General features: G+C 74.2%; 11 protein-coding genes and 1 pseudogene. 8 read left to right on the top strand and 4 right to left on the bottom strand.

The window, feature by feature from the left end:
* From P3H78_RS21900 to P3H78_RS21885, 4 genes and pseudogenes are all read right to left on the bottom strand, one after another.
* A pseudogene (locus P3H78_RS21900) lies at positions 1-226 on the bottom strand (2-oxoacid:acceptor oxidoreductase subunit alpha); the annotation flags it as partial.
* Between the two features lie 377 nt (positions 227-603).
* Positions 604-1,263: a response regulator transcription factor gene (locus tag P3H78_RS21895; protein WP_276110792.1), complete on the bottom strand. Its 660-nt coding sequence runs from the start codon at positions 1,261-1,263 to the stop codon at positions 604-606.
* Positions 1,264-1,598: 335 nt separating this feature from the next.
* Positions 1,599-2,978 carry a sensor histidine kinase gene (locus tag P3H78_RS21890; RefSeq protein WP_276110784.1) on the bottom strand — a complete coding sequence of 460 codons (1,380 nt, stop codon included), beginning with the start codon at positions 2,976-2,978 and terminating at the stop codon, positions 1,599-1,601.
* 340 nt (positions 2,979-3,318) lie between these two features.
* Positions 3,319-4,509: a sensor histidine kinase gene (locus P3H78_RS21885; protein WP_276110783.1), complete on the bottom strand. Its 1,191-nt coding sequence runs from the start codon at positions 4,507-4,509 to the stop codon at positions 3,319-3,321.
* A 242-nt stretch (positions 4,510-4,751) separates the two neighbouring features.
* On the opposite strand from P3H78_RS21885, the gene P3H78_RS21880 reads away from it, so the two are divergent.
* Genes P3H78_RS21880 through P3H78_RS21845 form a run of 8 tightly spaced genes read left to right on the top strand, consistent with a single transcriptional unit; the run spans position 4,752 to position 12,100 of the window.
* Complete coding sequence (locus P3H78_RS21880; RefSeq protein WP_276110782.1) at positions 4,752-5,159, top strand: NADH-quinone oxidoreductase subunit A; 408 nt, start codon at positions 4,752-4,754, stop codon at positions 5,157-5,159.
* Positions 5,150-5,815, top strand: a complete 666-nt coding sequence (locus tag P3H78_RS21875) for an NADH-quinone oxidoreductase subunit B (RefSeq protein ID WP_276110781.1) — start codon at positions 5,150-5,152, stop codon at positions 5,813-5,815. Before P3H78_RS21880 ends, P3H78_RS21875 begins: the two co-directional genes overlap by 10 nt.
* A complete protein-coding gene (locus P3H78_RS21870) occupies positions 5,812-7,620 on the top strand; it encodes an NADH-quinone oxidoreductase subunit C (RefSeq protein WP_276110780.1) in 1,809 nt (602 codons plus the stop codon). The genes P3H78_RS21875 and P3H78_RS21870 overlap by 4 nt, the downstream gene beginning before the upstream one ends.
* Positions 7,617-8,585 (top strand): complex I subunit 1/NuoH family protein, encoded by a 969-nt coding sequence (locus P3H78_RS21865; protein ID WP_276110779.1) that lies wholly within the window; start codon positions 7,617-7,619, stop codon positions 8,583-8,585. The genes P3H78_RS21870 and P3H78_RS21865 overlap by 4 nt, the downstream gene beginning before the upstream one ends.
* Positions 8,585-9,139: a NuoI/complex I 23 kDa subunit family protein gene (locus P3H78_RS21860; protein ID WP_276110778.1), complete on the top strand. Its 555-nt coding sequence runs from the start codon at positions 8,585-8,587 to the stop codon at positions 9,137-9,139. The genes P3H78_RS21865 and P3H78_RS21860 overlap by 1 nt, the downstream gene beginning before the upstream one ends.
* Positions 9,136-9,735, top strand: coding sequence for an NADH-quinone oxidoreductase subunit J family protein (locus tag P3H78_RS21855; RefSeq protein WP_276110777.1), 600 nt, complete (start codon positions 9,136-9,138; stop codon positions 9,733-9,735). The genes P3H78_RS21860 and P3H78_RS21855 overlap by 4 nt, the downstream gene beginning before the upstream one ends.
* A complete protein-coding gene (gene nuoK, locus P3H78_RS21850; protein WP_276110776.1) occupies positions 9,735-10,109 on the top strand; it encodes an NADH-quinone oxidoreductase subunit NuoK in 375 nt (124 codons plus the stop codon). The genes P3H78_RS21855 and nuoK overlap by 1 nt, the downstream gene beginning before the upstream one ends.
* Positions 10,106-12,100, top strand: a complete 1,995-nt coding sequence (locus tag P3H78_RS21845; RefSeq protein ID WP_276110775.1) for an NADH-quinone oxidoreductase subunit 5 family protein — start codon at positions 10,106-10,108, stop codon at positions 12,098-12,100. The genes nuoK and P3H78_RS21845 overlap by 4 nt, the downstream gene beginning before the upstream one ends.
* The last annotated feature ends 3 nt before the right edge of the window (positions 12,101-12,103 follow it).

Raw genomic sequence — 12,103 nt, 5'->3', positions numbered from 1 at the left:
GGATCTCCGCGGGGAAGTTCGGCAGGGTCGACAGGTCGTTGCCGAAGGACGCCGTCTCCGACGTGAAACGGTCCCCGGTGAGCTGCATACCGTCACCCGAGTCACCCGCAAAACGGATGATCACCCGGTCCAGACGGCGGACGCCCTTCGCGCCGGCCGCCCCGCGCTGCTCTCCTACGACGGTCTCGTCGGCCTGTTCCGCTGGACTGCTGACCTGGCTGGTCACTGAACTGGACCTCCTTCGAGGCGCTGTGTGGGAGCGGCCTTCCCGAAGACCTTCCCAGGATCAACCCTACGACCGTGAAGGTCGTCTACCGTGTGCCGTTCGCATCGTGGACGCCCTGATGAGACGTCCCGATGTCCTGGTCCGTCCCCCCTCCGCAGGCCCCGCGACCCGTGCCCGGAGCGGCCTCCGCCGCCCCCGTGACCCGTGCCGGACCGGCCTCGGCCGACCCCGCGGAGCCAGGCTCGCTCCTCCCTGTCTCGTCCCGTTCGTGTCCCGCTCGATCCCCTGCTCGGACCCGCCCTCCGGCCCGCTCGCACGGCCGGCGCCGGACCTGGACCGGCACGCGGTGCCGCACCCGTCGGACACAGTGTCGGCCCTCACGAGTTCAGATACGTGAGCACCGCGAGAACACGCCGGTGGTCGGCGTCGCTCGGCGCCAGACCGAGCTTCAGGAAGATGTTTCCGACGTGCTTCTCGACCGCCCCGTCGCTCACCACCAGCTGCCGGGCGACCGCGGAGTTCGTCCGCCCCTCGGCCATCAGCCCGAGCACCTCCCGCTCCCGCGGGGTCAGCCCGGCCAGCACGTCCTGCCTCCTGCTGCGGCCGAGCAGCTGGGCCACCACCTCCGGGTCGAGCGCCGTGCCGCCCCGCGCCACCCGCACGACCGCGTCCACGAACTCCCGCACCTCGGCCACCCGGTCCTTCAGCAGGTAGCCCACCCCGCGGCTGGAACCGGCCAGGAGCTCGGTGGCGTACCGCTCCTCCACGTACTGCGACAGCACGAGCACCCCGAGGCCGGGATGCTCCCCGCGCAGCCGCACCGCGGCCCGCACCCCCTCGTCGGTGTGCGTCGGGGGCATCCGCACGTCGGCCACGACCACGTCCGGCAGCGCCCCCTCGGCGTGCAGCCCGGCGACGGTCCCGATCAGCGCGTCCGCGTCGCCGACACCGGCCACGACGTCGTGCCCGCGGTCGGTCAGCAGGCGGGTCAGGCCCTCCCGCAGCAGCACCGAGTCCTCGGCGATGACCACCCGCACCTTGTCCTCCACCCGCTCCGGCCCCCCGCCTCGCTCCCGGGCCGCCCCGACGGGCCGGCCGTACGCCGTGGCCCAGCATTCCAGCAGTCGGTGCCGTACGCGTCCGAGCCGGGCGAACAGGCGGACGCGCTGTCCGGAAAACGAGGGAAGAACGCAGGCGTTTCGGCCGCGCGGTGGCCGAATGACGGCTTCCGGCGACCACCCGGCGGGCGGTCACCGGGGCGCGCCGCCCGTGCTCCGTTCGGGTGAAGGTGAAGGGGAGGGACGGGCGGTGTGGCCGGGAGCTGGGCGGGCGGTGCGGTGCGGCGAAGGAGCAGGACGGGCGGTGCGCCGCGTCACCCCCGCCAGGGCAGCTCCGCGGTCACCCGGGTGGGCCCGCCGGCCGGCGAGTCCACCACGAGGATCCCGTCCACCGCGCCCAGCCGCTCCGCCAGCCCGGCGAGTCCCGAACCCCCGGACGCCGAGGCGCCGCCGCCCCCGTCGTCGGCCACCTGGAGCAGCAGCCGGTCGTCCGCCCGCCACACGTCGACCGAGGCGGACCGGGCCCCGCTGTGCTTGCTGACGTTCTGCAGCAGCTCGGAGACGGTGAAGTAGGCGATGCCCTCCAGGGCGGGAGCCGGCCGCCGCTGCAGGTCCACCGCGACCGACACCGGGACGGTGCACCGGGACGCGACCGAGGACAGGGCCGCGTCGAGGCCGCGGTCGGTGAGCACGGCGGGATGGATGCCGCGGGCCAGGTCGCGCAGCTCCTGCAGCGCCGTCTTCACCTCGCCGTGCGCCTCGTCCACCATCCGTGCCGCCGCCTGCGGGTCCTCCGTGAGCTTCTCCCTGGCCAGGCCGAGGTCCATGGCCAGGCTCACCAGCCGGGCCTGCGCCCCGTCGTGCAGGTCCCGCTCGATGCGCCGCAGGTCCGCGGCCGCCGTGTCGACCACCGCGCCCCGGTCCGCCTCCAGCTCCACCACGCGCGCCGACAGCCGAGACGGCCCCAGCAGCCCGAGCACCAGCCCCCGGTCCACCGCCGTCAGCGCCCGCACCAGCCACGGCGTGACCAGGGTGACCACCAGCCCGGCGCCCGCGGTCGCCAGGATCTCGAGGGGGCTGTCCAGGAGGATCCGGTGGTGCCCGTCGTCGTAGAGCTGGAGGCCGCCCCGCCCGGCCCACATCGGGAACACCCAGAACCACAGCGGATACGTCAGCAGCGGCAGTCCCACCGACCAGACGGAGACGGCGACCACGAACGAGAACACCGACCACGGGAACTGCACCACCGCGTACAGCAGCGCCCGCCACGAGGTGCCGCTCAGGAGCACGGCCCTCATCCAGGGCAGCACGCCGGACCGCCGCACGCGCAGCGGCCGCGGCTCGGCCACCTCCAGCCCGAGCAGCCCCCGCGCCCGCGCCCGCTCCAGCGCGCCGAACCCGCGGCAGCCCATCAGCCCCGCCGCCAGCACCGGCACACCGAGGAAGGTGACCAGCAGACCGGCGCCCAGCGACACCACCGTGACGGCGTACGTGAACAGCACGACGCCGATCGGCAGACTCAGCAGCACGTACCCGTACGCACGCCAGGTCCGCCCCTCGAACGGAGCCCGCAGCCAGGCGGGCAGCGAACCGTCCGATCCGCCGCCCGCGCCGGGCCCGTGCCCCGGCTCCCGCCCGTCCCCGGGCCCGTACTGCTGCCCGCGCCCGTGTCCGCTCTCGTATCCGATGGCCATGTCCGTCGTCCCCGTTCCCCTCGGCCCGCCCGTCCTGCGGCGCTGTGCCCTGCGGCGCTGTGCCCTGCGGTGCTGTGCCCCGAGGTGCGTGCGCGCCCAGGGCGCCGTGCCAGCGGTGCTGTGCCCTGCGGTGCTGTGCCCCGAGGAGCGTGTGCTCCCAGGGCGCCGTGCCTGCGGTGCTGTGTCCCCACCCTCCTCCGGGCCGGCCCGCGTGACCATGGAGCGCGTCGGCGTCCCGGGCGGGGGGTTGTCCCCACCCCGGAAGGCGTACGCCCCCGCAGGCAGGCGCGGAGGGACCCCTGCTCCCGGGCCCCTCGGCCGTCGTGCGGTCCCCGGTCCCTCAGACCTCCGTGCGGCCGCGCCAGGGCAGCTCCGCCGTCACGGCCGTCGGGCCGCCCGGCGGCGACTCGACCACGAGGAGACCGTCGACCGCGTCCAGGCGCTCGGCCAGGCCCCGCAGGCCCGAACCGCCGTCCGCCCGCGCCCCGCCGCGGCCGTCGTCCCGGACCTGGAGCAGCAGCCGGTCGTCCGCCCGCCACACCTCGACGGTGGCGGACCGGGCCCCGCTGTGCTTGCTGACGTTCTGCAGCAGCTCGGAGACGGTGAAGTACGCGATGCCCTCGACCGCCGCGGCCGGACGTGCGTCCAGTTCGGCCGTCACCCGCACCGGCACGGTGCACCGGGACGCGACCGAGGACAGGGCCGCGTCGAGGCCGCGGTCGGTGAGCACGGCGGGATGGATGCCGCGGGCCAGGTCACGCAGCTCCTGCAGCGCCAGCTTGACCTCGCCGTGCGCCTCCTCGACCATCGCCGCCGCCGCGTCGGGATCCTCCAGCAGCTTCTCCTTGGCCAGGCCGAGCCCCATCGCCAGCCCCACCAGCCGGGCCTGCGCCCCGTCGTGCAGGTCCCGCTCGATGCGCCGCAGGTCCGCCGCCGCCGTGTCCACCACGACCCCCCGGTCGGACTCCAGTTCCGCGATGCGCCGCTCCAGCCGGTCCGACGGGGACAGCAGGGCCCGCGCCATCGCCCGGTCCACGTTCGCCAGGCCGCGCGCGAGATACGGCAGCACCGGCCAGAGCAGGAAGAGCGAGATCAGGGTTACGGTGAAGGTGAGGATGCCCCAGGGCAGCCGGACCACCTCGTACAGGGCGGTGCGCCAGGCGACCGGATCCCTCAGCACCAGCCACAGCCGGTCGGCCGCGCCCCGCGCGCGGCGCAGCGGCAACGGACTCGGCTCGTCGATCCGCACCCCCAGCAGCGACCGGGCCAGCGCCCGCTCCAGCGCCCCGAGCCGCCGTGCGCCCAGCAGCCCGGCCGCGAGGAGCGGGAGCCCCACCACCGTCAGCGTCAACCCGCCACCCGTGGCCAGCACCGTCACGACGAGGACGAAACCGATGAGTGACACGGGCAGGGCCAGCAGGAGATACGCGATCTCCTTCCAGGTCGGCAGGTCACAGACGGGACGGGGCGGCGGCAGCCGGTCGCCGTCCCGCGCGGTTCCCCGGACGCCGGCCTCGCTGAGTGCGGTCATGGGGGTCAGCGTGCCGTGCCGCACGCCCCCCGCGCCATCAGGTCGCCCGTCCCGCCCGGCGGGGGAAAACCCCACCCCGCGCCCCGCGAGGCGGCGGTCCGGCCATCTCACGGGGTGACGGGCTTCTTACTGCGCCTTTATCAGGGCCTAGACTCCCGTGCGTACAGATCGTCGAACACAAGGTTCACGTCGGTACGCAGCGGTCACCAGGGTCACGACGTCAAGGATCGAGGGAGCGGACGGTGCGGGAGACAGTGCCGAGGCCGACCGTCGTCGTCGCGGCGGACTACTTCCAGTCCTATGCGGTGGTGGGACTGCTCGCCGTCGTCGGCGTCCTCTTCGTCGCCGTCGCGTTCGGCGCCGGACGCCTGCTGCGGCCGGTGGTGCCGACCCCGGAGAAACTCCTGACGTACGAGTGCGGCGTCGACCCCGTCGGCGAGGGCTGGGCGCACACCCAGGTCCGCTACTACGTCTACGCGTTCCTCTACGTGATCTTCGCCGTCGACTCGATCTTCCTCTTCCCCTGGGCGACGGTCTTCGCCGCCCCCGGCTACGGCGCGGCCACGCTGGTGGAGATGTTCGTCTTCCTCGGCTTCCTCGCCGTGGGCCTGCTGTACGCATACAAGAAGGGCGTCCTGGCATGGACGTGAACCCCTCCACCGCCGCCGACCCCCGCGGGACCGCCCCGGCCCCCGCCACCGGCGGCCCGGTGCCGCTGCCGGAGCCGAAGCGGCTGGGCGCGCTCGCCCGGCTCGCCCCCGAGCCGATGAAGGTCGTCCTGAACTGGGGCCGCCGCTACTCGCTCTGGGTCTTCAACTTCGGCCTCGCCTGCTGCGCGATCGAGTTCATCGCCGCCTCCATGGCCCGGCACGACTTCATCCGCCTCGGCGTGATCCCGTTCGCCCCCGGCCCGCGCCAGGCCGACCTGATGGTCGTCTCCGGCACGGTGACCGACAAGATGGCCCCGGCCGTCAAGCGCCTGTACGAGCAGATGCCGGAGCCGAAGTACGTCATCTCCTTCGGCGCCTGCTCCAACTGCGGCGGCCCCTACTGGGACTCGTACTCCGTCACCAAGGGCGTCGACCAGATCATCCCGGTGGACGTCTACGTCCCCGGCTGCCCGCCGCGGCCCGAGGCGCTGCTCCAGGGCATCCTCAAGCTCCAGGAGAAGATCGCACGGGAGTCGCTGGGGGAGCGGTACGGCAGCTCCACCGAGGCGCGCCCCTCCACCGCGGCGCTCCGGAGCGGGCTCGTGCAGCCCCCGGCCGCCCCCGGCTCCGCCCCCGCGTCCGGGGAGGGCCGATGACCGCGGTGGGCTGGCTGCCCGCACCCGCCGAGGAACTCTTCGGCCCCGACGCCACCGCCGAGGACTCCTACGAGGTCCTGACCGTCGACGTGCCGCCGGCCGCCTGGCTCGCCGCCCTGCGCACCGCCCGCGACGAACTGGGCTGCACCTACTTCGACTGGCTGAGCGCGGTCGACGAACCGGGCACGGGCTTCCGCGTCTCGGCCCACGTCGTCGCCCTCGCCCCGGTCCGGCGGCTCCTGCTGCGGACCACGGTCCCGCACGAGGCACCCGCCCTGCCCACGGCCGTCGACGTCTACGCGGGCGCGGCCTGGCACGAACGCGAGACGCACGAGATGTTCGGCGTCTCCTTCGACGGCCACCCCGCCCTCGATCACCTCCTGCTGCCGGAGACCTTCGAGGGCCACCCGCTGCGCAAGGACTTCGTCCTCGCGGCCCGGGTCGCCAAGGCCTGGCCGGGGGCGAAGGAACCGGGGGAGCCGGAGCACGGCGGCCCCAAGCGGCGCCAGATGCTTCCGCCCGGCGTCCCCGACCCCAACGAGTGGGGCCCGCTGAAGGGCCAGCTCCCGCCCGCCCCGGCCCGCCCCACCCGCGGCGCCGCCCGCACCGCGGGCGACCGCCCGGCCCGCCCGGCCCGCGCGGCGGGAGACCGCCCGGTACGCCGCGCCCGGTCGGCCGCCCAGGGCTCGGCCAGCCAGGCGGCGGAGCCCGAGTCCACGGCACCGGAGTCCACGGGACCCGAGGTCGTGAAACCGGAGGTCGCCGGACCGCGGGCCACGGGCGCGAGGGCTGCGGGCGCGGTGGGTACCGGGGCAGGTGCCGCGGGACCGGCTGCCGCTGGGACCGGACCGGGGGAGCCGACGCCGGACACCTCGGCGCCGCGGCCCCTGTCCGAGGGCACTGCGGAGGCATCCACCGGGGCCACCTCGGAGACACCGACCACCGGCAGCGCTACGGCACCGGCCGAGGGCGGCGCGGAGCCGTCGGCCGGGGGCCCCGCCCCCGCCTCCGGCGCGCCGACGTCCGGAAGCGGCACCGGCACGCCCGGCGGTCCCCGCCGTGCCCGCAGTGCGTCCGGGGGCTCGACGTCCCAGCTCACCGGCGCCGCCGGTATCCGCCGTGCCCGCAGTGCGTCCGAGGGCTCGACGTCCCAGCGGGCGGAGACTGCGACGCCCCGGTCACGCCAGTCGCCGGCGGCGCCCCGCAGCTCGGACGCCCCCTGGCACCACGCCCGCCCGGCCTTCGACGAGCGTGAGACGAAGCCCGGTGAAACCCCGGCCGAACCCGAGCCCGGGCCTGCCCCCACGGGACCGAAGCCCGGGTCGACCCCGAACGAGCCCGAGTCGAAGTCCGCCGGGACCCCCGCCGAGCACGAGGGCGAGCCCGACGCGGCGCAGGCCGAGCCGCGGCCGGCCGTCCCCGGCGCTTCACCGACGGGACCGCGCACCGACGCCCAACGGGAGCCGGAGCCGGAGCCGGAGCCGGAGCAGGCGCAGAAGCCGGAGTCGGACCGGGCTTCTGAGTCCCGGACACCGGAGTCGGAGCGGACGCCGAACCCGGAGCCCGCATCCGAGTCGGCACCGAAGCCGAACTCGTCGCCGGAGCCGGAGCCGAACTCGTCGCCGGAGTCGGCCCCGACCCAGGAACCGGACCCTGCCCAGGAGCCGGACCTCGCCCCGGAGTCGGCCCCTGCCCCGGGGTCGGACCCGTCGCCGGAGTCCGAGCAGAAGCCCGCCCCCACCGAGCCCCGCCCCGGCCGGACCGAACCCCCGCCCCCCGATGCCCCCGAAGGAGGCCCGCAGTGAACGACGCGGTCGACGTCGCCCTGCGACTCCTGATCGTCTTCGTCGTCTTCCTCACCTTCCCCCTGATCGTCGGGCAGACCGAGCACAAGGTGATGGCGCACATGCAGGGCCGCCTCGGCCCGATGTACGCCGGCGGCTTCCACGGCTGGGCCCAGCTCGTCGCGGACGGCGTGAAGTTCGCGCAGAAGGAGGACGTGGTCCCGTCCGGCGCGGACCGGCGGATCTTCCAGATCGCTCCGGCCGTCGCCCTGCTGCCCTACCTGCTGATCCTGCTGGCCATCCCGATCGGGCCCGGCGAGGGCGCCGTCGGCCAGGTCCTGGACGCGGGCGTCTTCTTCGTCCTGGCCGTCATGGGCGTCGGCGTGCTCGGCTCCCTGATGGCCGGCTGGGCCTCCGCCAATAAGTTCTCCCTCCTCGGCGGCCTGCGCACCGCGGCCCAGCTCCTCGCGTACGAACTCCCGATGCTGCTCACCGCCGCCTCCGTGGCGATGGCGGCCGGCACGGTCTCCCTCCCCGGCATCCTGCACGCCTTCCACTGGTGGTGGGTGCCGTGGCAGATCGTCGGCGCGGTGGTCTTCTTCGTCTCGGGCCTCGCCGAACTGCAGCGCCCGCCCTTCGACATGCCCGTCGCCGACTCGGAGATCATCTTCGGCGCGTACACCGAGTACACCGGCCTGCGCTTCGCCCTGTTCCTTCTCGCCGAGTACGCCGGGATCGTCGTCCTGTGCGGCCTCACCACCGTCCTCTTCCTGGGTGGCTGGCACGGACCGTGGGGCGCCGACGGCCTCGGCTGGGTGTGGACCCTGCTGAAGACCGCCGTCCTGGCCTTCGTGGTCATCTGGCTGCGCGTGACCTACCCCCGGCTCCGCGAGGACCAGTTGCAGAAATTCTCCTGGACCCTGCTCGTGCCCCTCTCCCTCGCCCAGATCGCCCTCACCGGCATCGTCAAGGTGGTGATCTCGTAATGGCCCCCATCCCCGGCTCCGGCCTCGCCAAGGGCCTGGCCGTCACCCTGCGCACCATGACGAGGAAGACCGTCACCGAGCAGTACCCGGACGCGCAGCCCGAGCTGCCGCCCCGCACCCGGGGCGTGATCGGGCTGTTCGAGGAGAACTGCACGGTCTGCATGCTGTGCGCCCGCGAGTGCCCGGACTGGTGCATCTACATCGACTCCCACAAGGAGACGGTCCCGGCCGCGGTCCCCGGTGGCCGCGAACGCAGCCGCAACGTCCTGGACCGCTTCGCCATCGACTTCTCGCTGTGCATGTACTGCGGTATCTGCATCGAGGTCTGTCCTTTCGACGCCCTGTTCTGGTCCCCGGAGTTCGAGTACGCCGAGACCGACATCCACGAACTCACCCACGAGCGGGACAAGCTCCGCGAGTGGATGTGGACGGTGCCCGCCCCTCCCGCCCTCGACCCCGGCGCCGAGGAGCCCAAGGAGCTCACCGCCGCCCGCAAGGCCGCCGAGAAGCTGGCGGCCGCGCAGGCCGAACCGACCCGGGAGGAAGAGGCGTGAGCCCCGCCACCGCACCCCACGGCTTCCTCTCCCCGACCGGTGTCGAGATCGCCTTCGTCCTCGTCGGCCTGGTCACCTTCGGAGCCGCGCTCGTCACCGTCACCACCAGACAGCTCGTGCACGCCGCGCTGTGGCTGGTGATGGCCCTCGGCGGCCTCGCGGTCGAGTACCTGCTGCTCACCGCCGAGTTCATCGCCTGGGTCCAGGTCCTCATCTACGTCGGATCCGTGGTCGTCCTCCTGCTGTTCGGTCTGATGCTCACCAGGGCGCCCATCGGCCGCTCCCCGGACGCCGACTCCGGCAACCGCTGGGCCGCCCTCGTCGTGGCCGTCGCCGCCGCGGCCGCCCTGGTCTGGGTCGTCGTCGACGCCTTCCGTGCCACCTGGATCGACCTGGACGGCACCGCCGCCGGCTCGGCCAAGGTCACCGGGGCGAGCCTCTTCCAGCACTGGGTGCTGCCCTTCGAGGCCCTGTCCGTCCTCCTTCTCGCCGCGCTGGTCGGCGCGATCGCGCTCTCCCGCAAGGCCAAGGCCGACCGCGCCGCCGCGGACATCCCCGGCGCCCGCAGCGACCGGCCCACGGAAGGAGCCCGCTGATGCACCTCGCGTATCCCGCCGTGCTCTCCGCCCTCCTCTTCTGCACGGGCCTCTACGGCGTCCTGGCCCGCCGCAACGCCATCCTGGTCCTGATGTCGGTCGAGCTGATGCTCAACGCCGTCAACCTCAACCTGGTCGCCTTCGACGTCTGGCTCAGCAGGGCCGCCGCCGACACCCTCCACTCCGGGCAGGCCCTGACCCTGTTCACCATCGCCATCGCCGCCGCCGAGATCGGCATCGGCCTGGCCATCGTCCTCGCCGTGTACCGCAACCGCGGCACCTCCGACATCGACCGGCTCCGCGATGCCGCCGAGGGCCCCGACGACGCCCCCGAGACCGACCGGGCCGCGAAGAAGGCGGAGGCCACCGCGTGACCACCACCACCGTCGCCGTCCTCGTCCCCCTCCTTCCGTTCCTCGGCGCCGTCGCCGGCCTGCTCCTCGGCAGGACGGCGCCCGGTTTCGTCCGCCCGCTGGCCGTCCTCCCGGCGCTCGCCTCCTTCGCCCTCGCGGTGCTGGTCGCCGTGCGCCAGGGCGGCGGCCCGGCCCTCGACTCCGCCACCGAGCTCACCCCGACCGGCTCGGTCCCGATCTACCTCGCCCTGGACGTCGACGGCTTCGCCGCGCTCGTCGCCGTCCTGGTCGGCCTCGTCGCCACCTGTGTGCAGGTCTACTCGACGGGCTACCTGCGCGACGACCCGCGCTACCCCTCCTACGCCGCGCTCGTCTCCCTCTTCACCTCCGCGATGCTGCTCGTCGTCTACTCCGGCGACCTGATGGTGCTGCTGGTCGGCTGGGAGATCATGGGCATCTGCTCGTACTTCCTCGTCGGCCACTACTGGGAGACCCCGGAGGCCCGCGCCGCCTCCCTCAAGGCCTTCCTGGTCACCAAGCTCGGCGACGTCCCCTTCCTCATCGGGCTGTTCGCCCTCGCCACCGACGCCGGCTCCTTCCGGATCAGCAAGGTCCTCGGAACCGTCGCGAGCGGCGGCCTGCACCACCCCACCGTGATCGCCCTGCTGCTCCTCGCCGGCGTGGCGGGCAAGTCCGCGCAGTTCCCGCTGCACACCTGGCTCCCCGACGCGATGGCGGGTCCCACCCCCGTCTCCGCGCTGATCCACGCCGCGACGATGGTCGCCGCCGGTGTCTACTTCGTCGCCCGGCTCCTCCCCGTCTTCCAGGCCTCCTCGGCCGCGATGATCGTCCTCGCCGTCATGGCCGCCGTGACCATGTCCGGGTCGGCCGTCGCCGCGCTCGCCCAGGACGACATCAAACGCGTCCTCGCTTACTCGACGATCGGCCAGCTCGGCTACATGACCGGCGCCCTCGCCGTCGGCGACCGCGGTGCCGCCGTCTTCCACCTCCTGTCCCACGGCGCCTTCAAGGCGCTGCTGTTCCTCGCGGCCGGCGTGATCATCCACGCCGCCGGCACCAACTCGCTGGCCGCCATGTCCCGCATGGGCCACCTGCGCGACCGCGTCCCCGACGCCTACTGGACGATGACCGTGGCGCTGCTCGCGCTTGCCGCCGTCCCTCCCTTCAGCGGCTTCTTCTCCAAGGAGTCCGTCCTCGGTGCCGCCGAGCAGGTCGCTGGCGGCCACGTGGACCGCGCCCCCGGCGCGGCCGGCTGGATCGTCCTGGTCTTCGGCCTCCTCACCGCCCTCCTCACCGCCGCCTACGCCACCCGGCTGTGGCTGCTGGCCTTCCGCGGCCGCGGCCCGCAGGCCCCCGACCACGGCAGGCAGCCCCTGGTGATGAACGCCGTGCTCTGGGTGCTGGCCGTGCCGTCCCTCGCCTTCGGCGGGCTCGCGTTCCGTCTGCTGCCCGCCTGGTTCGGCGGGGGCGACCTCGGCCCGACCCTCACCACCTCCGTCCTCGGCACGGGCCTGGCCCTGACCGGCGGCATCGTCACCTACGCGGCCTGGCGGCACACCACCGCGCTCGCCGCCCGCGTCCCGCTCGGCGCGGTCGCCGCCCACCCCGAGGCCGACGCCGGAGTGGTCGAGGCCGAGGCCATCGCGAGCCACATCGCCGCCTACGGCGACATCGCGGACGCGCCCGACCCCGCGGACCCCGGACGGCTGCTGCTCGGCCCGCTGCACCGCCACGCCGCCGCCGGCTTCCACCTCGACGCCGTGTACGCGGCCCTCTTCGTCCGCCCGGTCCTGGCCGGAGCGAGCCTCGTCCGCTTCGTGGACCGTGAGGTCGTGGAGACCTACGTCCGCGGTGCGGGCGCCCTACCCCGCCTGCTCGGCGCCGCCGTACGGCGCGCCCAGACCGGCAATGTGCAGACCTATGTGAGCGCGCTGCTCGCCGGCACCGTCGTCCTCGCGGTCGCCGCCGTCCTCGTCGCCACGGGAGCGTGAGCA

This window comes from Streptomyces tropicalis, from assembly GCF_029269835.1.
GTDB classification, from domain to species: Bacteria; Actinomycetota; Actinomycetes; order Streptomycetales; family Streptomycetaceae; genus Streptomyces; species Streptomyces tropicalis.
The sequence above is the reverse complement of the archived record's forward strand: the minus strand, read 5'-3'. Positions and strand labels throughout refer to the sequence as shown.